This is a genomic window from Halomonas sp. H10-59 (genome assembly GCF_040070555.1).
Classification (GTDB): Bacteria; Pseudomonadota; Gammaproteobacteria; order Pseudomonadales; family Halomonadaceae; genus Halomonas; species Halomonas litopenaei.
In genome coordinates, this window is record NZ_CP098828.1 from 260,430 (window position 1) to 284,654 (window position 24,225).

The 24,225-nt window shown below is 64.4% G+C and carries 23 protein-coding genes; 10 read left to right on the forward strand and 13 right to left on the reverse strand.

What is annotated here, in order from left to right; genetic code table 11:
* The first annotated feature begins 3 nt into the window (after positions 1 to 3).
* From rbfA to NFG57_RS01230, 7 genes are all read left to right on the forward strand, one after another.
* Positions 4 to 420: a 30S ribosome-binding factor RbfA gene (rbfA, locus tag NFG57_RS01200; protein WP_108131787.1), complete on the forward strand. Its 417-nt coding sequence runs from the start codon at positions 4 to 6 to the stop codon at positions 418 to 420.
* Entirely contained in the window at positions 420 to 1,373 is a 954-nt protein-coding gene (gene truB, locus NFG57_RS01205; protein ID WP_348815175.1) for a tRNA pseudouridine(55) synthase TruB, read from the forward strand. The genes rbfA and truB overlap by 1 nt, the downstream gene beginning before the upstream one ends.
* Positions 1,374 to 1,463: 90 nt before the next feature.
* Complete coding sequence (rpsO, locus tag NFG57_RS01210) at positions 1,464 to 1,733, forward strand: 30S ribosomal protein S15 (protein WP_045992264.1); 270 nt, start codon at positions 1,464 to 1,466, stop codon at positions 1,731 to 1,733.
* Between the two features lie 225 nt (positions 1,734 to 1,958).
* Positions 1,959 to 4,091, forward strand: a complete 2,133-nt coding sequence (gene pnp / locus NFG57_RS01215) for a polyribonucleotide nucleotidyltransferase (protein ID WP_108131785.1) — start codon at positions 1,959 to 1,961, stop codon at positions 4,089 to 4,091.
* A gap of 109 nt (positions 4,092 to 4,200) precedes the next feature.
* Entirely contained in the window at positions 4,201 to 5,433 is a 1,233-nt protein-coding gene (locus NFG57_RS01220; RefSeq protein WP_108131784.1) for an MFS transporter, read from the forward strand.
* A gap of 115 nt (positions 5,434 to 5,548) precedes the next feature.
* Positions 5,549 to 5,851 (forward strand): hypothetical protein, encoded by a 303-nt coding sequence (locus NFG57_RS01225; protein WP_222569900.1) that lies wholly within the window; start codon positions 5,549 to 5,551, stop codon positions 5,849 to 5,851.
* Positions 5,844 to 7,385 (forward strand): sodium:solute symporter family protein, encoded by a 1,542-nt coding sequence (locus NFG57_RS01230; RefSeq protein ID WP_348815176.1) that lies wholly within the window; start codon positions 5,844 to 5,846, stop codon positions 7,383 to 7,385. The genes NFG57_RS01225 and NFG57_RS01230 overlap by 8 nt, the downstream gene beginning before the upstream one ends.
* Before the next feature lie 175 nt (positions 7,386 to 7,560).
* Here the strand turns inward: NFG57_RS01230 and NFG57_RS01235 are convergent, their stop codons facing one another.
* The 9 genes from NFG57_RS01235 to NFG57_RS01275 all read right to left on the reverse strand — a co-directional run bounded on the left by NFG57_RS01235 (position 7,561) and on the right by NFG57_RS01275 (position 16,894).
* Positions 7,561 to 8,736, reverse strand: coding sequence for an acetyl-CoA C-acetyltransferase (locus NFG57_RS01235; RefSeq protein WP_108450007.1), 1,176 nt, complete (start codon positions 8,734 to 8,736; stop codon positions 7,561 to 7,563).
* Positions 8,737 to 8,977: 241 nt separating this feature from the next.
* Complete coding sequence (locus tag NFG57_RS01240) at positions 8,978 to 9,685, reverse strand: HAD-IA family hydrolase (protein ID WP_108450006.1); 708 nt, start codon at positions 9,683 to 9,685, stop codon at positions 8,978 to 8,980.
* A 58-nt stretch (positions 9,686 to 9,743) separates the two neighbouring features.
* A complete protein-coding gene (locus NFG57_RS01245; protein WP_348815177.1) occupies positions 9,744 to 11,051 on the reverse strand; it encodes a TRAP transporter large permease in 1,308 nt (435 codons plus the stop codon).
* Positions 11,048 to 11,653 (reverse strand): TRAP transporter small permease, encoded by a 606-nt coding sequence (locus NFG57_RS01250; protein ID WP_108131779.1) that lies wholly within the window; start codon positions 11,651 to 11,653, stop codon positions 11,048 to 11,050. The genes NFG57_RS01245 and NFG57_RS01250 overlap by 4 nt, the downstream gene beginning before the upstream one ends.
* Before the next feature lie 54 nt (positions 11,654 to 11,707).
* Positions 11,708 to 12,721: a TRAP transporter substrate-binding protein gene (locus tag NFG57_RS01255; protein WP_108131778.1), complete on the reverse strand. Its 1,014-nt coding sequence runs from the start codon at positions 12,719 to 12,721 to the stop codon at positions 11,708 to 11,710.
* 71 nt (positions 12,722 to 12,792) lie between these two features.
* On the reverse strand, positions 12,793 to 13,770 hold the full coding sequence (locus NFG57_RS01260) for a D-glycerate dehydrogenase (protein WP_108131777.1): 978 nt from the start codon (positions 13,768 to 13,770) through the stop codon (positions 12,793 to 12,795).
* Positions 13,771 to 13,889: 119 nt separating this feature from the next.
* Positions 13,890 to 14,861, reverse strand: coding sequence for a sugar kinase (locus NFG57_RS01265; protein ID WP_348815178.1), 972 nt, complete (start codon positions 14,859 to 14,861; stop codon positions 13,890 to 13,892).
* On the reverse strand, positions 14,858 to 15,943 hold the full coding sequence (locus NFG57_RS01270) for a LacI family DNA-binding transcriptional regulator (protein ID WP_348815179.1): 1,086 nt from the start codon (positions 15,941 to 15,943) through the stop codon (positions 14,858 to 14,860). Before NFG57_RS01270 ends, NFG57_RS01265 begins: the two co-directional genes overlap by 4 nt.
* A 258-nt stretch (positions 15,944 to 16,201) precedes the next feature.
* Positions 16,202 to 16,894 carry an HAD-IA family hydrolase gene (locus tag NFG57_RS01275; RefSeq protein WP_045992255.1) on the reverse strand — a complete coding sequence of 231 codons (693 nt, stop codon included), beginning with the start codon at positions 16,892 to 16,894 and terminating at the stop codon, positions 16,202 to 16,204.
* Positions 16,895 to 17,144: 250 nt separating this feature from the next.
* Between NFG57_RS01275 and NFG57_RS01280 the strand changes: the two genes are divergently transcribed.
* Positions 17,145 to 17,432, forward strand: a complete 288-nt coding sequence (locus NFG57_RS01280) for a DUF4235 domain-containing protein (RefSeq protein ID WP_052704310.1) — start codon at positions 17,145 to 17,147, stop codon at positions 17,430 to 17,432.
* A gap of 42 nt (positions 17,433 to 17,474) precedes the next feature.
* Here the strand turns inward: NFG57_RS01280 and NFG57_RS01285 are convergent, their stop codons facing one another.
* From NFG57_RS01285 to NFG57_RS01295, 3 genes are all read right to left on the reverse strand, one after another.
* Positions 17,475 to 18,461: a 3-hydroxyacyl-CoA dehydrogenase gene (locus NFG57_RS01285; protein ID WP_348815180.1), complete on the reverse strand. Its 987-nt coding sequence runs from the start codon at positions 18,459 to 18,461 to the stop codon at positions 17,475 to 17,477.
* A 2-nt stretch (positions 18,462 to 18,463) separates the two neighbouring features.
* Entirely contained in the window at positions 18,464 to 19,549 is a 1,086-nt protein-coding gene (locus NFG57_RS01290) for a zinc-binding dehydrogenase (RefSeq protein ID WP_348815181.1), read from the reverse strand.
* Positions 19,550 to 19,671: 122 nt separating this feature from the next.
* Complete coding sequence (locus NFG57_RS01295; protein ID WP_108449999.1) at positions 19,672 to 20,193, reverse strand: 2,4'-dihydroxyacetophenone dioxygenase family protein; 522 nt, start codon at positions 20,191 to 20,193, stop codon at positions 19,672 to 19,674.
* 419 nt (positions 20,194 to 20,612) lie between these two features.
* Here NFG57_RS01295 and NFG57_RS01300 point away from each other — a divergent pair, with 419 nt between their 5' ends.
* Positions 20,613 to 21,632, forward strand: a complete 1,020-nt coding sequence (locus tag NFG57_RS01300) for an AraC family transcriptional regulator (RefSeq protein WP_108131769.1) — start codon at positions 20,613 to 20,615, stop codon at positions 21,630 to 21,632.
* A 268-nt stretch (positions 21,633 to 21,900) separates the two neighbouring features.
* Complete coding sequence (locus NFG57_RS01305; protein WP_108449998.1) at positions 21,901 to 22,989, forward strand: hypothetical protein; 1,089 nt, start codon at positions 21,901 to 21,903, stop codon at positions 22,987 to 22,989.
* Between the two features lie 106 nt (positions 22,990 to 23,095).
* Here the strand turns inward: NFG57_RS01305 and fba are convergent, their stop codons facing one another.
* The gene (gene fba / locus NFG57_RS01310; protein ID WP_045992249.1) at positions 23,096 to 24,160 is read right to left on the reverse strand and encodes a class II fructose-bisphosphate aldolase; all 1,065 of its coding nucleotides are present in this window, start codon (positions 24,158 to 24,160) and stop codon (positions 23,096 to 23,098) included.
* Between the last annotated feature and the right edge of the window lie 65 nt (positions 24,161 to 24,225).

Sequence of the window (24,225 nt, forward strand, 5' to 3'; positions counted from 1 at the left end):
TCCATGCGCGAATTCAAGCGTACCGACCGAGTGGCCGACCAGCTCCAGAAGGAGCTGGCGGTCCTGATCCAGCGCGAGGTCAAGGACCCGCGCCTGGGGATGGTCACCGTGAGCGGGGTCGAGGTCAGTCGTGACCTCGGCTACGCCGACGTCCATATCACCCTGCTGGGTGAGCAGGACCCGGAACGGATCAAGGAAAACCTCAAGGTGCTCAAGCGCGCCGGCGGTTTCCTCCGTAGCCAGGTGGCGCGTCGCATCAAGCTGCGTCACGTGCCGGAACTGCGCTTTCACTATGACGAAAGCGTGGTGCGTGGTCAGCACCTGTCATCGCTGATCGAAGAGGCGGTGGCCAGCGATCGCTCTCGCCAACCCGAGGGGGATGACGAGAACGACAGCGGCGAGGACGGGGCCAAGGACTGATGGCCCGTCGTCGTCGAGGACTGCCGATCGATGGTGTACTGCTGCTGGACAAGCCCAAGGGCATGTCCAGCAACTTTGCACTGCAGCGGGCGAGGCGCCTGTACCAGGCCCAGAAGGCCGGTCATACCGGTACCCTGGACCCCATGGCGACAGGTCTTCTGCCGGTGCTGTTCGGTGAGGCCACCAAGTTTTCCAACCAGCTGCTCGAGGCCGACAAGGTGTACCGCACCCGGGTCGAGCTCGGGCAGAGCACCGATACCGGTGACGCCGAAGGCGAGGTCATCGCCGAGGCGCCGGTGCCGGCGCTGGAGCACAGCGACGTCGCGTCGGTAGTGGCGAATTTCATCGGCGAGCAGGATCAACTGCCGCCGATGTATTCCGCGCTCAAGCACCAGGGGCGCAAGCTCTACGAACTGGCGCGAGAGGGCAAAAGCGTAGATCGTGCAACCCGGCGGATAAGGGTGTATGATGCTCGGCTACTTTCCGCCAGCCTCGAGGGCGAGTCCCCAGGATTCGACCTGGAGGTCCGGGTCAGCAAAGGCACCTATGTGCGTACGCTGGCCGAGGACATGGCCAAGGCGCTGGGTTGCGAAGGGCATATCTCGCGGCTCAGACGGCTGAAGACCGGCCCCTTCGATGCCGACGGCATGGTCGATTTCGACACGCTCGAGGCCCAGGACGACGGCCAGCGCCAAGCGCGCCTGGCACCGATCGACAGTCTGCTTCAACACCTCCCGGCTCATCGCCTCAGTGAGGCAGGTGTCCAGGCCCTGCGCTTTGGACGCCCGGCACGCGGTGAGCTCGAGGGCGGCGATTCGGCCATGGCCGAGGAGTCGTTGTATCGCCTCTATCAGGGTGAGTCCTTTATCGGTCTCGGTCTGGTCGAGCCTACCGGGGATATCGTGCCCCGGCGCCTTCTGAGCACGTTCGTCGCGGGCTCAGGGCAAGACTGACCCCCTCAAGGGGTTGCGGCAGCTGGAGACTGCAAATATGCGTGGTCTCCGACATTCATCATTCAGGCATATTGCTTACTGGAGAGACAGATGGCACTTACCGCCGAACAGAAGGCCGAAATCGTCAACGAATACGGCCGTGGTGACAGCGACACCGGTTCCCCCGAGGTTCAGGTGGCCCTGCTCAGCGCCAACATCAACGGCCTGCAGGATCACTTCAAGACCAACAAGCAGGATCACCACTCCCGTCGTGGCCTGATCCGCATGGTCAACCAGCGCCGCAAGCTGCTTGACTACCTCAAGCGCAAGGACTTCGAGCGCTATCAGTCCCTGATCCAGCGTCTGGGTCTGCGTCGCTAAGACGCAAGCGCGACAAGGCTTCCTTCGGGAAGCGGCGTCAGATAACGGGCAGCCCCACGGGGCTGCCCGTTGTCGTTGGTGGTACAGCGTTGTGCGCGGTCGCGGCAGGCAGCGGCGGCCACTTGAAACTCCCTTGACCTTTGTGGTGGCCCTCACGGGCTTGACCCCCTAAAATAGGCGCCGAGTCAAAAACGACCCAAACATCGAAAAGTAAAGGAAGTCGCCGTGAATCCGGTCAAGAAGACGTTTCAGTACGGTCGCAGCACCGTCACCCTGGAAACCGGGCGCATCGCCCGCCAGGCCACCGGTGCCGTGATGGTCACCATGGACGACACCGTGGTGCTGTGCACCGTGGTGGCCAGAAAGGAGGCCAACCCGAGCCAGCCTTTCTTCCCGTTGTCTGTCCACTACCAGGAAAAGACCTACGCGGTCGGCAAGATTCCCGGCGGCTTCTTCAAGCGTGAAGGGCGTCCCACCGAGAAGGAAACCCTCACCTCGCGACTGATCGACCGTCCGATCCGTCCGCTGTTTCCCAAGGGCTTCATGAACGAAGTCCAGGTCATCTGTACCGTGCTGTCCACCGATCGCAACCACGATCCGGACATCGCCGCGATGATCGGCACCTCGGCGGCGCTGGCGATTTCCGGCGTGCCCTTCAATGGTCCCATCGGCGCCGCTCGCGTGGGCTTCAATGAAGAGCGTGGCTACTTCCTCAACCCGACCGTCGAGGAGCTCGGCGGCTCCGAGCTGAACATGGTCGTGGCCGGTACCGAGAAGGCCGTGCTGATGGTCGAGTCCGAGGCCGAAGAGCTGCTCGAGGACGAGATGCTGGGCGCCGTGCTGTTCGGCCACCAGGAGATGCAGACCGTCATCCAGGCGATCAACGAGCTGACCGCCGAGGCCGGCAAGGCCAAGTGGGAGTGGCAGCCCGCCGCCGAGAATACCGCGCTCAAGGAAGCCCTGGCCCAGGGCTTCGAAGCCAAGGTCGGCGAAGCCTACCGCATCACCGACAAGATGCAGCGCCAGGATGCCCTGTCCGCACTCAAGGCCGAGGCCGTCGAGAAGCTGGCCGGTGACGAAGACGGCAAGTTCGAGGCCTCCGAGGTCGAAGGCGCCTTCGCCGGTCTCGAGAAGCGCGTGGTACGTGCCCGCGTGATCAAGGGCGAGCCGCGTATCGACGGCCGTGACCACAAGACCGTGCGTCCGCTGGCCATCGAGGCCGGTACTCTGCCCAAGACCCACGGCAGCGCCATCTTCACCCGTGGCGAGACCCAGGCGGTGGTGGTCGCGACCCTGGGGACCCTGCGTGACTCCCAGCTGATCGAGTCGCTGGAAGGCGAGCGCAAGGACCGCTTCCTGCTGCACTACAACTTCCCTCCGTACTCGGTGGGCGAGGCCGGTTTCATGGGCGGTCCCAAGCGTCGCGAGATCGGCCACGGTCGTCTGGCCCGTCGTGGTGTCCAGGCCATGCTGCCGGCGGAAGAGGACTTCCCCTACACCATTCGCGTGGTCTCCGAGATCACCGAGTCCAACGGCTCCAGCTCCATGGCCTCTGTCTGCGGCACCTCGCTGGCACTGATGGACGCCGGCGTGCCGATCAAGGCACCGGTGGCGGGTATCGCCATGGGCCTGGTCAAGGACGCTGATGGCTACGCCGTGCTGACCGACATCCTCGGCGACGAGGATCACCTCGGCGACATGGATTTCAAGGTGGCCGGCAGCGCCGAGGGTGTCACCGCCCTGCAGATGGACATCAAGATCGAGGGTATCGACGAGCAGATCATGGAAACGGCCCTGAACCAGGCCCATGAGGCGCGCATCAGCATCCTCGAGCAGATGAACACCGTGATCGCCGAGAGCCGTGCCGAGGTCTCCGACAACGCGCCCTCCATGGCCACCATCAAGATCGACCCGGACAAGATCCGCGACGTCATCGGCAAGGGTGGCGCCACCATCCGCAAGATCTGCGACGACACCGGCGCCTCCATCGACCTGGACGACGACGGCACCGTGCGCATCTACGCCGAGGACAAGAAGGCCGCCAAGAAGGCCATCGATACCGTGCTGGCGATCACCGCCGAGGCGGAAATCGGCAAGCTGTACCGTGGCAAGGTGGTGCGTATCGCCGACTTCGGCGCCTTCGTCAACATCATGCCGGGTACCGACGGCCTGGTGCACATCTCCCAGATCGTGCCCGAGCGCGTCAATGACGTGCGTGACTACCTCAATGAGGGTGACGAGATCGTGGTCAAGGTGCTCGACATCGACAACCGCAATCGCGTCAAGCTGACGATCAAGGAAATGACCGAAGAAGAGAAGGCTGCCTTCGAAGCCGAGGAAGCCGAAACCGAGATCTGATCGCACTCGGTGTCTGACGCCCCCGTCGCTGACGCCACGGGGGCGTTTTTGTGTGTGTCCCGCTGATCTCGGCCTGTCGGCGCGATCACCGGGCGGTAATGAGATGGACATGACGCAACTCGATTCCTCTTCGGCCGCGCCCGCCAAGGCCACCACCCGTCGCCGCGACTGGTGGGCCGTGGTCAGTGTGATGGCCGGCATCTTTCTGCTGGTGACCGCCGAGCAGCTCCCCATCGGGCTGTTGTCCCAGCTCGCTTCCTCGCTGGACGTCAGCGAGGGCAAGGCGGGTTTGATGATCACCGTGCCCGGCGTCGTGGCGGCGTTCGCCGCGCCGCTGTTGCCGGTGGCGGTGGGGCGGCTCGATCGTCGCTACCTGCTGACCGGGCTGATGGCCCTGATGGCCCTGGCCAGTGTCCTCGGTGCGTTGATGGACAGCTTTGGCTGGCTGCTGGCCACCCGGGTGCTGATCGGCTGCTGCATCGGTGGCTTCTGGGCCATCGCCGGCGGACTCGCCGGCAGACTGGTGGCGCTTGAGCAGGTACCGCGGGCGATGTCGCTGATCTTCAGCGGCGTCGCCGCGGCTACGGTGCTGGGGGTGCCGGCGGGGACCTGGCTGGGCGACGTCAGTGACTGGCGCACCGCCTTCGCCGCTCTTGGCGGGCTGAGTGTGGTGGTGTGCATCGGGCTGTGGCACCTGTTGCCGAGCCTGCCCGCCCGCAAGCCGGTACGACTGGCGAGTCTTGGTGGCCAGCTCAGAGTGCCCGGCGTGTGCATCGGCGCCCTGGCGACCGCGCTTATCGTGGTCGGCCATTTTGGCGCCTACACCTTCGTCAGCCCGATCCTGCAGCGTCTTGGCGGGGTAGCGCTGGGCGATGTCTCTCGCCTGCTGCTGCTGTTCGGCGCGGCGGGGCTCGCCGGCAACTTCATTGCCGGTAGCCTCGCCGGTCGCCGGCCCTACCTCACGGTGCTGCTGATACCCTTGGTGCTGGCGGCCACGACCCTGGCCTTTCCCTGGCTGGGTATCCGCCCGTTCAGCGCCACGGTGTTGCTGATGCTGTGGGGGCTGGTGTTCGGCGGTATCTCGGTCAGCCTGCAGACCTGGATCCTGCGCTCGGCCACCAATCCCGAGGCGGCCACCGCCATGATGGCCTTCGTGTTCAACCTGTCGATCGGCCTCGGCGCCCTATCCGGCGGCCAGGTGGTGGATGCGCTCGGACTATCGGCGGTGCTGCTGGCGGCGGGAGGGCTGTTCGTGGCGGCGGCGCTGCTGATCGCGGTGACCCCTGCGCGGGTGGTCAGCCGGCAGGAAACCAGGCCGCCCGGAACGTCTTCGCGGACTTGATCCCGGGCATGGCGCAGGGCGTCAGCCCTTATGGCGAGTCGTGGCAGAGGGTAACCTCGGCTCGCTTTCGTTCTTGTTGTTTGATGATGGACTTACCGTGAGTCGAGGAGCCTCGATGTCTTCTTCCCTTGTTGTGCCAGCGAGCCTGCGTGGCTGGCTGGTGCTGGTGGCGGCCGTCGCCGTCTTTGCTGCGGGTATCTGGCCCGTGATCGCGCTGGTCAATCAGGCGCGGCTGGTGCTGGGCCTGCCGGCGCTGGTGGCCTGGAGCTACCTGATCCTGGTCGGCTGTACGCTGACGATGCTGCTGGGCAATCGTCTGCTCCATCGGGGTCAGGACGAAGCCGGCGAGCAAGCTGGCAATGGCGAAAAAGGCGCAAGGATCGGAAAGGTGGGAGAGGGCGAGGTCGACGATGAGTGAGTGGTTGCCGCTGAGTCTGACCCTTGGCTATGTCCTGCTGGCCCTGATCATCGGTCTGGGCGGTCGCGCCGGGCGCTCGTCGAACGCGCTGGAGGAGTGGGGCGTGGCCGGGCGCAGCATGGGCCCGGTCACACTGTATCTGTTGATCGCCGCCGGCAGCGTCAGTGCCTACACCTTCATGGGGGCGCCGGGCTGGGCCTACGCCAAGGGCGTGCCGGTGTTCTACGTGGTGGTCTACCTGGGCTATCTGGCACTGGTGGCCTGGTACTTCGGCCCCCGGGTGTGGGCCTTCGGTGCCCACTTCGGCCATGTTACCCAGGCCAGTGCCATCGCCGATCGTTACCAGAGCCCGGGGCTCGGTGCGCTGGCGGCGCTGGTGATGGCGATCGGCTCCTTGGCCTACGCGGTGCTGCAGACCATCGGCTCGGCCTACATCCTCAACGTGATGAGTGGTGGGCGCATCCCGATCTGGCTGGGGGTGGTGATCGTGCTGGGCGCCATTGCGGTCTATCTCACCCTGCGCGGACAGCGGGCCATCGGTCGTACCAACGTCTTCCAGGGCATATTGATGTTCGCGGTGGCCTGGTCCGTCGGTCTGTGGGCCACCCACAGCGCCACCGGTCAGTGGGGATTTGACGAGGTGTACCGTCAGGCCCTCGCCGAGCGCCCGGCGTTTCTGACCCTTCCCGGCGCCGGTGGCGACATGAGCTTTGCCTTCTGGACCACCTCGATCATCATCTCGATGCTGTCGTTCATGCCGCCGGTGTGGACCCAGTGGATGAGCGCCACCTCAGCGCGCACCCTACGGCTCTCTGCCACCTGGCTGCCCAGCTACTATCTGGTGATCCTGCCGCTGGTCACGGTGGGCTTTATCGGCGTCTTCGCCCTGCCGGGGCTCGAGCGTGCCGATACCGTGGTGCTCGAGTACGCCATGGCCAACTTGCCAGTGCTGCTGGTAGGCCTGCTCGGCGCCGGTACCCTGGCCGCCTCGATGTCCTCGTCCGAGCCCTTTATCCACTCGGTGGCGCTGAGCCTCAGCCGCGACGTGATCGGACCCTGGGCCGGCTTCAGCGATGAGCGTGCCGGGCGCTGGGCCAAGCGCTTGATCGTGCCCTTGATGGCGCTGGTGATTGCGCCGCTGGCGATCGCCGAGCCGGGTAGTCTGGTGATGATCCTGCTGATCGGTCTCGGCTTCGCCTCCCAGGTGCTGCCGGCTTTCATCGGCATGTTCTTCTGGCCCCGGGCCAACGCTCGCGGCGTGACCGCCGGCATCCTGGCGGGCTTTGTGGTGACGGTGGCCTGCATCACCCTGTGGCCGCATCCGCTGGGCATCCATGCCGGCTTCTGGGGGCTGTTGGTCAACCTGCCGGTGTTCGTCGTGACGAGCCTGGCAAGCGCCCCTACCGATCGTGCCGTGGTCGAGCGCTTCTTCCGACTGGCGGCGCCCGCCTGGGCGGAAAAGCGGTGGGGAGCCCACCGGGAAGAGCGTCATGGCCGAGCGACAAGAGGAAGGGCGGTAGACAACGGGGTGTGAGCCCTGGCGCCCGAGGCGACAGCGAGCGCGTCCTGGGGGCGCTCAACGTGGCATGAAAAAGGCCCCTGCTGGGCAGGGGCCTATGTGGGCAGTGCTTACTTCGCAAGTGCTAACTTGGCCAGTGCTTGATTGGCGAGGGCCTGTCGGTCAGCGCCTTCTTGCGTCGAGACACCGATCAGCGCTCGATAGCCAGCGCCACGCCCTGACCGCCACCGATACACAGGGTAGCAAGGCCCTTCTTGGCGTCGCGGGCGATCATCTCGTGGACCAGGGTCACCAGCACGCGGCAGCCGGAGGCGCCGATCGGGTGGCCAAGGGCGATAGCGCCGCCGTTGACGTTGATCTTGTCGGTATCCCAGCCGAGTTCCTTGTTGACCGAGATGGCCTGGGCGGCGAAGGCCTCGTTGGCCTCGACCAGATCCAGCTCATCGATGCTCCAGCCGGCCTTCTCGAGGCAGCGGCGGGTGGCCGGGGCCGGGCCGATGCCCATGATCGCCGGGTCGACGCCGGCGTTGGAGTAGGCCTTGATGCGTGCCAGCGGCTCCAGGCCGAGCTCCTTGGCCTTGTCGGCGGAACACAGCATGACCACGGCGGCGCCATCGTTGAGCGAGGAGGCGTTGCCGGCGGTCACGCTGCCGTCCTTCTTGAACGCCGGACGCATGGTGCCGAGTTTTTCTGCGGACACTTCGCGCGGGTTCTCGTCGGTGTCGAAGACCACCGGGTCGCCCTTGCGCTGGGGAATCTCGATCGGCACGATCTGGCCCTTGAAGCGGCCTTCCTTGATCGCGGCGGCGGCCTTCTGCTGGGAGGCGGCGGCGAAGGTGTCCATCTCCTCGCGGGTGACACCGTACTTCTCGCCGAGGTTCTCGGCGGTGATGCCCATATGGTAGTTGTTGAAGGCGTCCCACAGGCCGTCATGGACCATGGTATCGATGGCCTTCCAGTCACCCATGCGCTGGCCGTTGCGTGAATTGGGCAGCACGTGCGGGGAAGCCGACATGTTTTCCTGACCGCCGGCGATGATCACCTCGGCGTCGCCGAGCATGATCGCCTGGGCGCCCAGATGCAGGGCCTTGAGGCCGGAGCCACAGACCTTGTTGATGGTCATGGCGGGCACGGCGTCGGGCAGGCCTGCCTTGATGGACGCCTGACGGGCGGGGTTCTGGCCGACACCTGCGGTCAGCACCTGCCCCAGCAGGACCTCGTCGACCTGTTCCGGCTTGACGCCGGTCTGTGCCAGCACGTCCTTGATCACGGCGGCGCCAAGGTCGCTGGCGGGAATGCCGGCGAGGGAGCCACCGAAGGCGCCAACGGCGGTACGGCGTGCAGCAACGATCACCACTTCTTGCATGGAGTGTCTCCTGACTTTAAGGGGCTGTCCCGTCAGCATAGGGAGCCTTGTGCAACGCGGCAATCCCTGTATGCCCGGTTTCGACGGGGGACTTTAGTATAGCGATCAAGATCAATTCGCGAGCCGTTGTGGTCAATCGCGCATAGAGCACCGACGATCGCTAAAGTAGCAAAGAGTGGCGAAAAGACCACCGGTTGGCCTGGGGGGGGCTGGACGAGTGTCTCGCAGCGCCCTGGCCCGGTCACTCGGTGGCGGCGACGCCCCGCTGGTGGCCTCGCCGCTCCAGGTTCAAGCGCTCGATGGCTGTCACCAGTTCGCTGGCGTGGGTGATGGCGATGGCGCCCTCCGGGGTGTGCTCCTCGTCGGGAAAGTGGTTGATGTGGATGACCTGCATGCCGGCCTTGAGTCCGGCTTCCACCCCTACCGCAGCGTCGTCGATCACCACGCAGTTCTCCGGTTCGGCGCCCATGCCTTCGGCGGCGGCGAGATACAACCCGGGGTCCGGCTTCCACACCTGCAACTCGTAGGCGCTGTAGAGATTGTCGCCGAAGTGCGGCGCCAGTCCACTGGTTGCCATGGCCAGGCGGATCTTGGCCAGCGGGCCGTTGGAGGCCACCGCCTTGGGGTGGCCGGAAAGCGCTGCAAGGGCTTCCGGGATGCCCGGAACCGGGGTCAGCTCGGCCTTCATGCGCGCGGCCATATTGTCCCGCAGGCGATCCTCCATGACGTCGCGCCGGGCGTCATCGAGGGCGCCGAAGCGTTGCTCGAGTTCGAGCACGATGTCGAGAAAGCGCACGCCGCGAAACTCCTCCATGTACTGCTCGGGCGTGAACGGCAGGCCGAAGTCGGGGAAGGTCTCAGCCATGGCCCGGGCGAGCAGCGGCTCGCTGTCGACCAGGGTGCCGTCGGAGTCGAACAGCAGGCAGAGGGGGGCGGTGGTGTCGGACATGGATACCTCAGAAAAGGAGGAAGGCCGCGACAGTGGGGACGGTCGCGGCGGATGATGATCAGACGAAATCCGGCGCGATCAGGCGCGGGATTGCCAGAACGATGTCGGGAAAGACGATCAGCAGCAGAATCACTGCCAGCATTACCGCTAGATACAGCAGGGTGGTGGCGAGCGCTTTCAGCAGCGGAATGCCTCCGATCTTGGCGGAAATCATCAGGCAGAGTCCATAGGGCGGCGTAATGAGGCCGAGCCCCAGCGCCATGACGCCGATGACACCGAATTGCACCGGATGCACCCCGGCCTGCATCGCCAGCGGCTGGAAGATCGGTGCCATGATGGCCATGGCGGGCAGCGAATCCATGAAGGTGCCGATGAGCAGCATCACCAGCGTCATGATGATCAACAGGGTCACCGGGTTGGTGATGTTGACGCCTTCCATCAACTTGGGCGGGATCTGATAGAAGCTGATTAGATAGCCGAAGATGGCCGCGCCCACCAGACTGAAGAGCGAGAGCGAGCACAACCGCACGGTATCGGTCGAGGCATCGAGAACCTGGCGAAAGCTCAGCTCCCGGTAAACGATGAAACCCAGTACCAGAGCGTAAAGCACGGCGATTACCGCCGCTTCGGTGGGGGTTACGATACCCAGGGTAATACCGCCGATGATCACCACCGGGATGCCTGCGGCGAGTAGTCCGTCCTTGCTGGAGCTGGCCAGTTGGCGCCAGCTGGCTCGGGGGCGTACCGGCACCTGGTAGCGCCGCACGTAGCCCATGTTCATCAGCAACTGGGCGACGCCAATCATTACCCCCGGAAGAATCCCGCCCAAGAAGAGCCCGGCGATGGAAGTATTGGTCAGGGCGCCCCATACGATCATGTTGATCGATGGAGGAATGATGATGCCCATGACTGAGGATGCGGCGGTCACGGCCACAGCGAAGTGCGTGGGGTAGCCTTCACGCTGCATGGCCGGGATCAGCACGGTACCGACACCGGCACTGTCGGCGGTGGACGAACCCGACACGCCGGCGAACAGCATGCTGACCATGACGTTGACGTGGGCAAGCGCCCCCTTGACGTGACCGACGAGACGCATGCAAAGAGTGATCAGGCGGTCGGTGATGCGTGCGGCGTTCATCAGATTGCCGGCCAGCAGGAACAACGGCACAGCCAGCAGCACAAAGGAGTCCATGCCGTTGTACATGCGCTGGAACATGACCCAGTAGGTCAGGCGAGGATCGAGGATGACCATGCCTACTGCGGTCAGCACCAGGGCCATGGCGATGGGTACACCAACAACGATAAGCACGCCGAGCAGGCCAAACAGCAGCCATGGCAGGATAAAGATGGCATCCATGGAGATCATGATGGCCTCCCGGCGCCGGTACTCTGTTGAGGCGCATCCAGGTCGAGATGGTGTTCTTGCTGGGCCGCTATGGCCTCCTGCACGGGATCTGGCGTGTTCATGGCGGCTTCCATGGCATCAAGGCCGTCGAGCACGGCCCGGGCCAGACGCTCAAGTGCGAATAGCACAATGAACAGGCCACAGACCATAAAGGCCGAATAGACGAAGATCATTGAAAGCCCCGAGGCGGTAGCGCTGCGGCGCAGGCCTGAGGCGGCGAATTCCTGGCCATACACGACGAAGATGACACCGACTGCAAGGCATGCCAGGTCACGGATCCAGCGGGTTAGGCGATCGGCACGAGTGCCACGGGGAAAGGCCTCGAGTACGAAGTGGTCGGCGTGAAGCACGCCGATGGCGGTTCCCAGCATGATCATCCACTGGAAGGCAAACCGGCTGAATTCTTCGGTCCAGTAAAGGCGTGGCAGCAGCGGCAGGTTCCGGCTGACGATCTGGTAGATGATCATGGCGATAAAACCGAACAGCAACGCCAGCAATATCCAGTGCAGTAGTTTCTCGAGCGCGCGATTCGCGCGCGAGAGCACGTTCAGGAAGAGCCTCATGGTCTCATCCTCTTGAAGGTAGGCACCGGGGCTTGCCCCGGTGCGGGGGGGAGGTTACTCGGCGTTGACGATCATTTGATGCAGCTCGGTCAGGCCCATCTCCTCGATCACCTCGGCCAGCGGCTCACTGACGATTTCCTGCATCTTCTCGCGGTCGAGTTCATGCAGGGTCGCACCTTCTTCGACCAGCAGGTCGAGCGCCTCGGAGTCCTGATCGAGCTGTACCCCGCGGGCATAGCTTGCGGCCTGGTAAGCCGCATCCATGACCGCCTCCTGTTGCGCTTCGTCCAGCCGGTCCCAGGTCATCTCGGACATGGTCAGCAGGCGCACGGTGATGTCGTGTTCGGAAAGGCCGATGTGCGGCGCCACCTCATGGAAGCGCATACGGTGGATCCACTCCGCCTCGTTGAGCAGGCCATCGATGGCGCCCAGTTGCAGGCCGGTATAGATTTCCTTCCAGGCCATCACGGTGGGCTCGGTGCCGAGGGCAGACCAGGCGGTGATCAGCGGCTTGGTGGGGTTGGTGCGAAGCTTCATGCCCTCGAGATCTTCGAGGCTGTCGAGTGCCCGACTGGAGACGATCTGGCGCTTGCCACCGCCGAAGAATGCCAGCACCTTGACTCCGGTCTCGGCGGTGATCTGGTCGGCAATCTCACGGCCAACCTCACCGTCGAGCACGGTTTGCCAGTGCTCCTGGTCGCGGTACAGGAAGGGAATGGAAAAGACGTTGGCGGTATCCGAGAAGTCGGTGATCAATCCCGGGTTGATGATCGACATGTCGAGGGCACCCGCCATCTGCTGCTCGAACATTTCTGTCTCGTGCCCGAGCACGGAGTTGCCCATGATCTGCACTCCGAGGTCGGTGTCGGACTGTTCGAGCAGTTCCTTAAAGCGGGTGGCACCGAGATGGTAGGCAGTGTCCTCGGTGCCGCCGTGACCGAAGCGCAGATCGAAGGCTTGGGCGCTGGCACCGAGGCCGAGCCCGGCGAACAGGGTAGCGCCGACCAGCAGACCGTGGCCGAGGCGCGCAATGGAGGTGCGGGAAAGGGGCTTGGGGGTATGAGTCATGTAAACCTCGATTTATTGTGTTGTCAGGCGTTGGCCGATTCAGGGGATGGGGCCGGCGACCCCATGGATCTTCAGTCGTTCAGCACTTCGTCGTTGACTGGACTCAACGGGCGTTCGCCCTTGAGCGCCAGGCGGATATTGTCCACCGCGCGCTGGGCCATGGCGGTACGCGTCTCGTGGGTGGCCGAGCCGATATGGGGCAGGGCGACCACATTGGCCATGTGCGGCAGCGGTGAATCTGCGGGCAGCGGCTCCTGCTCGTAGACGTCGAGGCCGGCGGCGTGCAGGGTGCCGTCTTGCAGCGCCGCGATCATGGCGGCTTCGTCTACCACCTTGCCACGGGCCAGGTTGACGAAGATGGCGCCGGGCTTCATGCGCTGGAACTCGGCGGCGCCAAAGAGCTTTTCGGTCTCGCGGGAGAGCGGCACCGTGACGCAGACGAAATCGGCCTGCTCGAGCAGCTCTTCCAGCTCGCGTCGCTGGGCGCCGAGTTCTCGCTCGAGCTCAGGCTTGGGTGAGGCCTTGGTATAGAGGATCTTCATGCCGAAGCCCAGGGCGCCGCGGCGGGCGATGGCGGCGCCGATGCGGCCCATGCCGACCATGCCCAGGGTCTTGCCGTGGACGTCGCTGCCATAGAGCGGCTTGCCGATGCTTTCCTTCCAGTTGCCTTGCTTGACCAGCTCGGCCAGTTCGACGGCTCGCCGTGCGGTGCTCATGATCAGCAGAAAGCCCGTATCGGCGGTGGTCTCGGTCAAGACGTCAGGGGTGTTGCACAACAGGATGCCGCGGCGGGTCAGCTCGTCGAGGGGATAGTTGTCGTAGCCCACCGAAATACTGGCGATAGCCTCGAGGTTCGGCGCCCTGTCGAGCAGCGAGGAGGTGATCTTGAGGCTTGAACCAACCAGGCCATGAGCCCGTGACAGGGCGTCGACAAAGGCCGGGTCCTCGGTATGCGAGACGCCCGGCAGGTAGTCCACGTGGAACTCCTCGCGCAGGGCGTCGAGCTGCTCTTGGTTGATCTCGCGAAATACCAGGATGCGTTTGGTCATGGGGTGCTCTTGTCGTTGTGGTGCGGTGGGTTGCCGGCCGTCCTTTTCGGCATGGGGCAGCCGGGGGCCGCGTCGGGTGACGTCTGCCGAAGGCAAGGGGGCCTTCGGCAGTCGGCGCGTCAGGCCGCGGTTGCGGCTTCCAGTTGGTCCAGGCGATCGCGGTCGGGGAGTCCTTCCATGTCGCCCGGTACCTGGACCTGCTCGGCGCCGATAAGGTTGGCGCGCTTGAGCGCCTGGCGTGGATCGAGACCATCGAGCATGGCGCTGACGAAGCCCACGGCGAAGCCATCCCCGGCGCCGACGGTATCAACCACCGTCTCCACCGGGACGCCGGCCACGGTGAATGCTTCGTCTTGCCCTGTCAGGGTGCCGCGGTAGTAGCTGCCCTCCGGGCCTAGCTTGATCACCACGGCATCTGCACCCTGATCCAGGTAGAAGCCGGCGATATCGTGGGCGCTGGTCTGGCCGGTCAGCAACTGGCCCTCGGACAGACCGGGCAGCACCCAGTTGGCCTGGGCGGCCAGGCCGTTGAGGGTGTCGCGCATCTCGCTTTCGCTGGCCCACAGGGTCGGACGCAGGTTGGGATCGAAGGACACGCTGGTGCCATGCTGGCGGGCCTTTTCGAGCAGAAACTGCGAGAGTTCACGGCAGCTGGCGGACAACGCAGGCGGGATGCCGGTTGCGTGCAGATGGCGCAGGGTGCTGAAGTCGACGTCCTGGGCGTCGGCCGGCGACAGCTTGCTGGCGGCGCTGTTGTGGCGACGGTATTCGACTCGGGGATCCGCGCCGCCCACCGCGCGCTCCTTGAACACCAGACCGGTGGCGTGCTCGGCGTCGGTGATCAGGTGGCGACAGTCGAGGCCTTCGCGCTCCAGGCTCGCACGCAGGTAGCGGCCAAAACAGTCTTCGCCGACCCGACTGAGCCAGCCCACCTTGAAGCCCAGCCGTGACAGGCCGATGGCCACGTTGGTATCGGCGCCCGCACAGCTGCGCGAAAAGCGCTCGACCTCGGCCAGGTCGCCCGGGGCGTCGGCGGCGAACAGCGTCATGGCCTCGCCGAAGGTAAGGATGTCAGGAGTGTTCTGGTTCATGAGGAGGTCTCTGAGGTGGAAGACGAAGAGGACACTGAGGAAGGCTCCGCAGTGACGGAAGGGGTGGCAGCGGGCTGGGTGGAGCCCCTTGCCGTCAGCGTCGGGGCGAAGGTCGCACGCTGCGGCGCCTGCCGAGGCCCGACGGCACGGGCGCGCAGGCAGTCGACGGCGGCCTGACCGATGGCACCGGTGGGCTGGGCAAGGGTGGTGATGCCCGGTTCGGTCAGGTCACACCACTCTAGCTCGTCGATGCCCATCAGCCCGATCTCTCCCAGGAGGTAGCCGAGGGCCTTCATGCGTCGGGTCAGTGCCAGGGTTACCTGGCCATTGGCGCAGAGGATCGCCGGGCGGGAATCGCCTGCGTTATCGACAAATCGAGCCAATGCCTGGTCCAGGCGTTGGCGATCGCCAAGCTCGATGACAAGGGTGTCGCCGGATAGCGAGCCGTCACGGCAGCGCTGGTTGAAGCGCTCCAGACGAGCTTGACGAGAGCTGGCCTGGGCCGGCGGTTCGGTAATGAACAACAGGCGCCCGTAGCCCTGTTCGCGCAAGTGCGCGATGGCCATGTCGATGGCGGCGTCGTTGTCGAGCCCTACCTCGTCGGCATGGACGTCGGCGAGGCTGCGATCGAGCAGTACCAACGGCGTGCCGCTGTCGGCCAGCTGGGCGAGGGCGTCGCTGTGGCGGCCGGTCGCGTTTACCACCAGGCCCTCGATACGGTAGGACGACAGCAGCGCCAGCTGCTGGCGCTCCTGCTCGAGGTCGTTATCGCTGTTGCACACCATCAACGACAGTCCCGCCTGACGACAGGCCTGTTCGACGCCATGCATGATCGCCACCGAAAAAGGATTGCGGATATCGGCCACCAGCATGCCGACCAGGCCGGAGGGGCCTCCCTTGAGGCCCCGGGCCATGGGATTGGGCTGGTAGCCCAGCGCTGTGGCGGCAGCGACGATACGCTCGCGCATGGCCCCGGACAGCCGCTCTCGTTCACCGCTGTAGTAGCGCGAGACGCTGGTCTTGGAGACGCCAGCCTGGCGGGCGACTTCGAGGATGGTGGCGGGTCGACGGCGGTCATTCATGGGGCGGCTCTTGGATAAGATGGCATCGTCCGTTTACAAGGGCGACGCTGGCGAGCCCTGTCGAGGTGAGCAGGCCGGGTGATGCGACAACGGCAGGACGTCGAGAAGTCCGTATGGGAACGTTCCCATTGGCTGACAAGCTTAGGCGCTAAAGGCCGAAGCCAGCAACAAGGCGTGCCTTAGACAAAGGTCTTGAGGTGATGTAGAGCAATGAAAAGGCCCGACAATTGCCGGGCCTCAGGGTATATGCAGCGGAATTTAGCCGCTGGAGAGCATGGCGTGTCTGTCGCGATCCTTCTGCAGCCGTGAGATGACCGTCGGCAGCTGGAACATGCTGGTGATCATGTGGGCGCCTTCGGGCGTTTCTTCGGCATCGGCGAAGCGATTGAGGTGGACCACGGTCATGCCTGCGGCCAGGGCCGCGTTGACGCCGACGATGGCGTCATCGATGGCGATGCAGTCCTCGGCGGCGAAGCCCATGATGCTGGCGGCATGCAGGTACAGGCAGGGGTCCGGCTTCCAGCAGTTGGCCGTGTAGCCGCTGAACAGGCGATTGCCGAACACCTCGGTCAGGCCCACGGTGGCAAGCGAGGTGCGCACCTTGTTTTCGGGGCCGTTGGAAACCACGCCCATGGGGTAGTGCGACAGCGCGGCGAGGGCCTCGGTGGCACCGGCGATGGGGGTCAGGTCGGTGGCCAGGCGGCGGTTGAGGTTGGCGCGCATGCTCGCTTCCAGCACCTCGAGGTGGTCCGGATCGACCTGACCATGTTGTGCCTCGAGGGTGGCGACGATGTTGCGAAAGCGCGCGCCGCGAAAGTCGCCCATATAGTCCTCGGCCCGGAACGGCAGTCCGGCGGCGGAGAGGCTGACGGCCATCTCGGCGGCCAGCAGGGGTTCACTGTCCACCAGGGTACCGTCACAGTCGAACAGCAGGCAGAGGGGGCGAGCCATGGAGGCGACCTCGCGATTCGTTGCGTTATCGAACAGTGTTGCAGATTTCTGCGGAGTCTGCCTGTGTTCGAAGTCGAAAACCACAATTTTTGAACACTGTTTTTTCACGCTGCGCAGTCCGCACTATTGCGGTGCGGAAATGGGGGATTTGAGGCGGCGAGGACCTCTTCGCTATGCTGAAACACTGCGGTGTTCGAAACACCACATTCTCGGGGCGGGATGGCCCCGGCCATGGTTCAAGGAGGTACTCATGAAAGAAGAGACACTGTGGTCCATCGTGGGATCCGCGGCCGCGGTGGGGGCCAGCGTGATGTCGCGCAAGGCCGCCAAGCGTGCCTATCAAAAGGTATCGGACAAGGAACCGCCGGAAAATCCGGATCGCGACGACGTCGAGTGGCGCGAGGCGATCCTGTGGGGAGCCGCTACCGGCGTTATGGTCGGCGTGGCCCGCGTAGTGGGCCGTAGCGCCGGGCGCAAGGCGCTGGACAAGACCCGCAAGGGCGGGCGTTCTGCCAGGCTGCTGCCCGGCAAGCGTTGATCACAGTACAGCAAGGGGCGTCGCCCACCGCCCCTTCCTGGGTCAACCCGCCATGCCCTTGAGCACCTGGGCCGCGATGTGACCTGCTTCGCTGTGGTCGGGGATCGCCATGAAGGCGCTCTGGGAATAGGCGGGGTCGGGATAGCGGTAGAAGCCTTCGCCACTGGGCAGACCGAGCTTTCCGTTGGCAAGAAAATGCTGATGGAGGAAGTCGGCGTTGGCCCGCATTTCGTCGTTGTCGTCGACCTCGCCCCAGTGGTGGCTGACGTCGAAGCACGTCTTCATGCCGATGATGTCCATCATGCCGCAGGGCCCCGCTGCAGAGCTCCACATTTTCATGAAGGTGCGGTCGATCATCTCGGCGCTGCCGACGCCCTCACGCAGCAGGGTCAGGGAAGCTGTCAGCAGTGGCACCAGCCAGCTGTTGATCAGATAGCCGTTGCGCGGCTTTTCGACCGGGATGGGGATCATGCCGATGTCGATGGCGAAGCGCGTAACCGACTCCAGGGTAGTGAGTGATGTGCGCGGGTGAGCCATCACCTCGGCCACATTCATGATCCACACCAGGTTGGCGAAGTGCAGCGCGCAGTAGCGCTCCGGGCGTCCGCTGTCATCGGCGAAGTCGGCGGGCAGCAGGGTCGAGGAATTGGTTGCCACCAGGGTCTCGGGGCCGAGCAGCGGTGCCATGGTCCGGTACAGCTGGCGCTTGATCTCGGGATCCTCGGGTACGGCTTCGATCACCAGTTCGGCGTCGGCCACCGCTTCGGCCAGGACGCTGGTGTAGGCGAGCCGCGCGCGGGTGGCGGCGATGGCTTCGGGCTTGGCGCCCACGTCGGCCTGATAGATGCCGGCGTAGTGGTCATGGCTTGCGCGGCAGCGCTGCAGCGCCGTGTCGTCGATGTCATAGACGATGACATTCTTGCCCTTGAAGGCGCTGTGCCAGGCGATCTGGCCACCCAGGACGCCGCCACCCAGCACGCACAGCCTGTGTGGTCCATTTTCGAGAGAGGAGGAAAGGCTCGGGGGCATGTTCAGTCTCCGTGCTGGATCAGAATCTTGGCGTGATCGCCGGGATGGCGAAGCGTCTCGAAGGCCGCAGGGACCCCGTCGAGGGTGACGCGGTCGGTGATCAAGGGGGCGGCATCGAGGCGGCCGTCGGCGAGGTCGGTGAGGGTGGCAGCGAACTCCTCGGGGCGGTAGCCAAACGAGAAGCTGAGGTCCAGCTCCTTGCCAATACCGACGATCGGCTCGATCTGGTCGGTCTGCATGCAGACGCCGACCACCACCAGCCGACTTCTTGGTGGCAGGTCGAGCATGGTCCGGGCGATCAGACCGGGCACGCCGACACACTCGAAGGCCACGCAAGGCCTGGGCTGAGCGCCGATCGACAGCATTGCCATGGGGCCGTACATGTCGAAGCCCTGTGGCGCTTCTGCGGCCTCGAGCCAGCAATCAAAGGGGGCACGTTCGGCCGGATCGACAACGATATCGGCACCCAGGCACTCGGCCAGTTGGCGCCGATGGGGGGAGAAGTCGGTGGCCACCACCGGGCCAAAGCCGGCCGCCTTCAGTGCCATCACCACCGACAGGCCGACCGGACCGCAGCCGATCACGATCGGCACTTCGCCTCCGGCGAGCCGGGCTCTGGCGACGGCGTGGCGGCCGATGGCCAGTGGCTCGGTCAGTGCCGCCAGTTCGCTGGGCAAATCGCCGGGCACCTCCAGCAGACTGTGTTCCTGAAGGCGCATCAGCTCACCGAAGCCGCCGGGGTAGGCGTTGGCATAGCCGATGTGATGAAAGCCTTGGGCGTTGACCGCGTAGGGCACCGAGCAGACGCGGGTTCCGGCCTTGTATCGCTTGTCGCAGCCGGGGCCGTGGTCGAGGATCTCGGCACAGAATTCGTGGCCGAAGACCACGCCCTGCTCCGGTTCGAAGGCCACCGGAACGCGGCCCTTGCGAAGCCCCGCCAGCGCATCGTGACAGTGATCTGCCATGTGCAGATCGCTGCCGCAGATACCGCAGGCCAGGGTCTTGACCAGTACTTCTCCCGCTTCCGGCGTCGGGTCGGGCAGTGACTCGAGGCCGAGTCGCTCATTGCGCAGGACGATCGCGCGCATGGGGAATCTCCTTGGCGTCGATGACGGGCCCCGCGGCACCTGCCTGGCGGGACACATACCGAGCGCAATTGTTGTAGGGAGTCTTGTCGATTGACGCCGCGTGGAGGCGTGATCTTGGCGGGCTAGCGCGGCGCGTCGGTGTAGTGCGGTTGGGGAGGCGTGACATAGCGCGCCGGGTCGAGGCCGCGCTCGGTGATCAGCGCATCGATGAGCCCCATGATGCTGCTGGCGTCCATCAGCCCCAGATAGTTGCCTTGCTGATCGAAGTTGACGTTGGCGCCCTCGACGACCATGAAGGTGTCGGTGATCCCGTCATTGTCGGCGGGAGTGGCGAAGGTATGGATGGAGCCGCCGGGCTCGTACAGGTAGCAGCCGGCGGTCTGGGGTTGATCGGGATACTCGAGATAGTGCCAGCGTCCCGACAGGGTGAAGAAGTGCACCGTACCGGTGTGGTAGTGCTTGGGCAGCACCACACCGGGTTTGAACTTCACCCGCAGCACCCAGACGCCGTTGTGCGGGTCGAGAAACAGCGGCTGGACGTCGACGCCGGGGATGCCTGGCAGCGCGTCTTCATAGATGGGGAGTTCCTGGGTATCCAGGGTCAACAGGGCATCATGGGTCGAAATCTGGAAAGGAAATGGCATCTTGTTGTCGCTCTTTTCGTGGATGGATCAAAGAAACGTCTTCGAAGCATCATCCTCGTCTGCCAGACATCCTCCGATTTGACATTTGATGACAAGGATTTGACCTTGCACGACACTTAGGGCTAGACCTTAGATGGAGAGGGCTAGGGCTTGTCTGAAAAGTGCCTGCGCTCGGTAATACGGCGTTAAAAATCGGATCAAAATGCTCATTTACACCCCGTAAACTGCGCTTTCTCACCGATTTTTGCCTTGTCTAACCTTCGCTCGTCGACTTTTCGGACAGCGCCTAGGCCAAGCGCGCTGGAGGCAAGAGCCCCAGGATCAACCGCCTCGAAAACGATGAACCGCTTCGAAAATTGAAGAGAGAATCAGCATCCGAGCAACGTAGGTGGTAAGGAAGTCAGGCTGAGGGAGAGAGCATGGCCGACTATTCGCGAGCGTCGTCACTGCACGGTTTCGCCAACTTCGCGCGCCAGCAGGGCATCGACCCCGAGGCCCAGCTTGCCAGGGTGGGACTATCGCTCTCGTTGCTGGAGTCGCCGGAAAGCATCATCGAGTTCTCGAGTCTGGCGATGCTGCTCGAAAACTGTGCCGAAGCATCCGGAGATTCGCTGTTCGGCCTGAAGTTCGGCCAGTACCAGGGAGTCGATATCTTCGGACCCTTGCTCTACCTGATTCAGAATGCCGCCACGGTCGGCCTGGCGCTGGAGGCGCTGGCAGATCACTTTTCCGCCCACTCGAGCAGTGCGGTCATCGACATCGAACGTGGCCCCCGCCAAGCCTTTCTCAGCTACACCATGGTGGGGGGCGGGGCGGCTCCCGGTCGCCAGATCAGCGAGTTGCCGGTAGGCGTCGGCCAGCGCCTGCTGTCGTTGCTGCTGGGGCCGCAGTGGCGTCCCAGGGCCATCTATCTGGCGACGTCCCCCAGCGTGCCTGCGCTCCTGTATCAACGTTTGCTGGGGGTGGTGCCGACCTTCAACAGCCCTTCCGATGGCTGGCTGCTGGAATGTTCCGACCTCGAGCGTCCTCTGGTGACCGCCGACGGACGTCTGCATCGCTTGATGGAGCAGTATCTGACCTATCGGCCGGAACAACTCCCTCAAGATCTGGTCGATGAAGTGTCGTGGCAAATCCGTCAGCAGCTGGGGCAGGGGGGCGCTGGACTCGATGACATCGCCAGGCGACTGGCGCTGAACCCGAGAACGCTGCAGCGACGTCTGGCCACCAGGGGGCGATGTTTCCAGGATCTGGTCGATGAGGTCCGCAGGCAGTTGGCGATTCATTATCTTCGGGAAACGTCGCTGCCGTTGACCGATATCGCGAATCTGCTGGGCTACTCCGAGTTGAGCGCGCTGACGCGAGGTTGTCGCCGCTGGTTTGGGGTTGCGCCGAGTCGCTGGCGCCAGCACCAGCGGCGGAGATCGAACGGCGCAGGTTAGGCGCTGGTCTTCGAGTCGGCAGCCCGGGTGGTGGGCGCGAGGCGATTGCGCTGAAGTGCGCTTAGGTTATCGCTTCAGCACAGCTGCAGCCGGGTGTGGTCCGAAGGATGTGTTTCACTCTCCATGGGGACGGCCCGTGTACCCCTGATGTGGCCATGCCAAGGGGCGCCCAGGTCTTGGTGGACACTAGACTTGTTGCTGCTGACATCACTGTCATCAAGGTTGCCATCAAGAGAGCTATCACCATGAGCGAAGGAGAGGCGCGACGATGACGCCGCTATGGAAGGCATATCGGTTTACGCGCCGCGAGCAGCATGCCGCGGAAGCGGCCAGATCACGGGAGTCGCTGATCCAGATCCTGGATCGCGCCCGGGACGAGGACGTGTCGCTCAATCCGCGTCCTTCCTCCACGATTCTGGCGCTGGGGCTTCTCTGCCTGTTGCTGGGCACGCTCGGCTTTATCATCACCCTGGCGGGAGGGCTCTCCTGGCCGTGGCTGATTCCGCTGGCGCTGGTCGGGGCAGCCTTGCTGGGTTTCGACTGGCACGCCACCGAGCGGGTGGCCGCCTTCCTGCGACTGTTGGTGCGGCGTGCGGCGGAGCTCGACTTTCGACTGGCCGAGCCCGATGTCGATCTTGATGCGATGCTGACGACGCTCCGGCGAAAGATCACCGACTTTCAGCGTACCTATGCGGACAATGGCGAGCTTGAGTACTGCCGCAGGGCTGCTGATGAGCGCGTCGGTGGCGAATACTGGGTCTATCGCTTTGCCTATGACGAGGGCATGGACAAGGACCGTCGGACCTATCATCGCAACGGCCTGATCTGCGATCTCTTCGAGGTGGCGGCGGTGGATCTTTGCAACCCGCGAGAGGGCAAGTGGCGACTGTTGCACCACGGTTCCACCGGCGAACGCTGGGGAGAGGGCGCCTTTTCTCGCTATTTCGTCGCCTGCACGGCGGAACATGACGCCCTGGCGGCGTTTCTTACCGATGATGTCGTTGACTGTCTCGTGCGTCTTGCCCGCAGTTATCCGGAACTGAACGTTCAGGTCACCCGGGATCATCTGCTGTGTCTGACCTGGTCCGGCGAAGACCCCTACGCGCGGTTATTCGAGCCGGTCTCGGTGGCGACTCCCGCACTGCGCGCTCCCTTTACCTCGAGCCAGGCGCCGGGGGAAGACCCCGATGAGGTCTATCGGGCGCTTGAAAGGCGACTGCGTGCTCCGCGCCATCTCACCGCGCTGGAGCCGCTGCTCAATGCCATCGAGGACATTCGCGCCGAGCTACCGGTGTCCTCGGCCCGCACGGAGGCCAATATTCCGTTGCGGCGACGGCTGGAAGAGTCTACCTGCTGACACCTGACGAGCGGTTTGGTGTTGTACCAGCGGCGCACAACGAAACGCCCCAAGCCTTGCCGGCATGGGGCGTTTTGCGTTACCGCTGCGGGAACCTGATCGACGCTTACTTCACCTTTGGATCAAGTTCACCTCGGGCGTAGCGCTCGAACATGCCTTCCAGGCTGATCGGCTTGATCCTGCTGGCGTTGCCGGCGGTGCCGAAGGCTTCGTAGCGGGCGATGCAGATGTCCTTCATGGCGCTGACGGTGAGCTTGAGGAACTTGCGCGGGTCGAACTCTGCCGGGTTCTCGGCAAGGAAGCGACGTACCGCACCGGTGGAGGCCAGACGCAGATCGGTGTCGATGTTGACCTTGCGCACGCCGTGCTTGATGCCCTCGACGATTTCTTCCACCGGGACGCCGTAGGTCTCTGGGATGGCACCACCGTTGGCGTTGATCACCTCGAGCCACTCCTGGGGCACGCTGGAGGAGCCGTGCATGACCAGGTGGGTATCCGGGATGCGCTCGTGAATTTCCTTGATACGCTGGATCGACAGGGTGTCGCCGGTGGGCGGACGGGTGAACTTGTAGGCGCCGTGGCTGGTGCCGATGGCGATGGCCAGGGCGTCGACGCCGGTGGCCTTGACGAAGTCGGCGGCCTCTTCCGGGTCGGTCAGCAGCTGGTCGTGGCTCAGCTTGCCCTCTGCGCCGATGCCGTCTTCCTCACCGGCCATGCCGGTTTCCAGGCTGCCCAGGCAGCCGAGCTCACCTTCTACCGAGACGCCACAGGCGTGGGCCATCTCGACGGTGCGGCGGGTGACGTCGACGTTGTAGTCGTAGTCTGCCGGAGTCTTGCCGTCCTCGCCCAGGGAGCCGTCCATCATCACCGAGGAGAAGCCGAGCTGGATCGAACGCTGGCACACAGCGGGGCTGGTGCCGTGGTCCTGGTGCATGACCACCGGAATATGCGGAAACTCTTCCACGGCGGCCAGGATCAGGTGGCGCAGGAAGGGGGCGCCGGCGTATTTACGGGCGCCGGCGGAGGCCTGCAGAATCACCGGGGAATCGGTGGCGTCCGCGGCTTCCATGATGGCGCGAACCTGCTCGAGGTTATTGACGTTGAAGGCCGGCACGCCGTAGCCATGTTCGGCGGCGTGGTCCAGCAATTGGCGCATACTGACGAGTGCCATGGAGGTACCTGATTCTTGAAGAGGTCGAGAGCGCGATGCTGTCGCGCCCATGTCGCTTGGGTTGT

Bases quoted from the DNA above. Each gene is read 5' to 3' on its own strand.
- NFG57_RS01285 (WP_348815180.1), bottom strand. From the start codon at position 18,461: ATGCCCCCGAGCCTTTCCTCCTCTCTCGAAAATGGACCACACAGGCTG.
- NFG57_RS01275 (WP_045992255.1), bottom strand. From the start codon at position 16,894: ATGGCTCGCCCCCTCTGCCTGCTGTTCGACTGTGACGGTACCCTGGTG.
- NFG57_RS01270 (WP_348815179.1), bottom strand. From the start codon at position 15,943: ATGAATGACCGCCGTCGACCCGCCACCATCCTCGAAGTCGCCCGCCAG.
- NFG57_RS01290 (WP_348815181.1), bottom strand. From the start codon at position 19,549: ATGCGCGCGATCGTCCTGCGCAATGAGCGACTCGGCCTCGAGTCACTG.
- NFG57_RS01235 (WP_108450007.1), bottom strand. From the start codon at position 8,736: ATGCAAGAAGTGGTGATCGTTGCTGCACGCCGTACCGCCGTTGGCGCC.
- NFG57_RS01305 (WP_108449998.1), top strand. From the start codon at position 21,901: ATGACGCCGCTATGGAAGGCATATCGGTTTACGCGCCGCGAGCAGCAT.
- NFG57_RS01255 (WP_108131778.1), bottom strand. From the start codon at position 12,721: ATGACTCATACCCCCAAGCCCCTTTCCCGCACCTCCATTGCGCGCCTC.
- NFG57_RS01300 (WP_108131769.1), top strand. From the start codon at position 20,613: ATGGCCGACTATTCGCGAGCGTCGTCACTGCACGGTTTCGCCAACTTC.
- NFG57_RS01245 (WP_348815177.1), bottom strand. From the start codon at position 11,051: ATGATCTCCATGGATGCCATCTTTATCCTGCCATGGCTGCTGTTTGGC.
- rpsO (WP_045992264.1), top strand. From the start codon at position 1,464: ATGGCACTTACCGCCGAACAGAAGGCCGAAATCGTCAACGAATACGGC.
- NFG57_RS01230 (WP_348815176.1), top strand. From the start codon at position 5,844: ATGAGTGAGTGGTTGCCGCTGAGTCTGACCCTTGGCTATGTCCTGCTG.
- rbfA (WP_108131787.1), top strand. From the start codon at position 4: ATGCGCGAATTCAAGCGTACCGACCGAGTGGCCGACCAGCTCCAGAAG.
- NFG57_RS01260 (WP_108131777.1), bottom strand. From the start codon at position 13,770: ATGACCAAACGCATCCTGGTATTTCGCGAGATCAACCAAGAGCAGCTC.
- NFG57_RS01265 (WP_348815178.1), bottom strand. From the start codon at position 14,861: ATGAACCAGAACACTCCTGACATCCTTACCTTCGGCGAGGCCATGACG.
- NFG57_RS01225 (WP_222569900.1), top strand. From the start codon at position 5,549: ATGTCTTCTTCCCTTGTTGTGCCAGCGAGCCTGCGTGGCTGGCTGGTG.
- NFG57_RS01240 (WP_108450006.1), bottom strand. From the start codon at position 9,685: ATGTCCGACACCACCGCCCCCCTCTGCCTGCTGTTCGACTCCGACGGC.
- NFG57_RS01220 (WP_108131784.1), top strand. From the start codon at position 4,201: ATGACGCAACTCGATTCCTCTTCGGCCGCGCCCGCCAAGGCCACCACC.
- NFG57_RS01280 (WP_052704310.1), top strand. From the start codon at position 17,145: ATGAAAGAAGAGACACTGTGGTCCATCGTGGGATCCGCGGCCGCGGTG.
- fba (WP_045992249.1), bottom strand. From the start codon at position 24,160: ATGGCACTCGTCAGTATGCGCCAATTGCTGGACCACGCCGCCGAACAT.
- NFG57_RS01250 (WP_108131779.1), bottom strand. From the start codon at position 11,653: ATGAGGCTCTTCCTGAACGTGCTCTCGCGCGCGAATCGCGCGCTCGAG.
- truB (WP_348815175.1), top strand. From the start codon at position 420: ATGGCCCGTCGTCGTCGAGGACTGCCGATCGATGGTGTACTGCTGCTG.
- NFG57_RS01295 (WP_108449999.1), bottom strand. From the start codon at position 20,193: ATGCCATTTCCTTTCCAGATTTCGACCCATGATGCCCTGTTGACCCTG.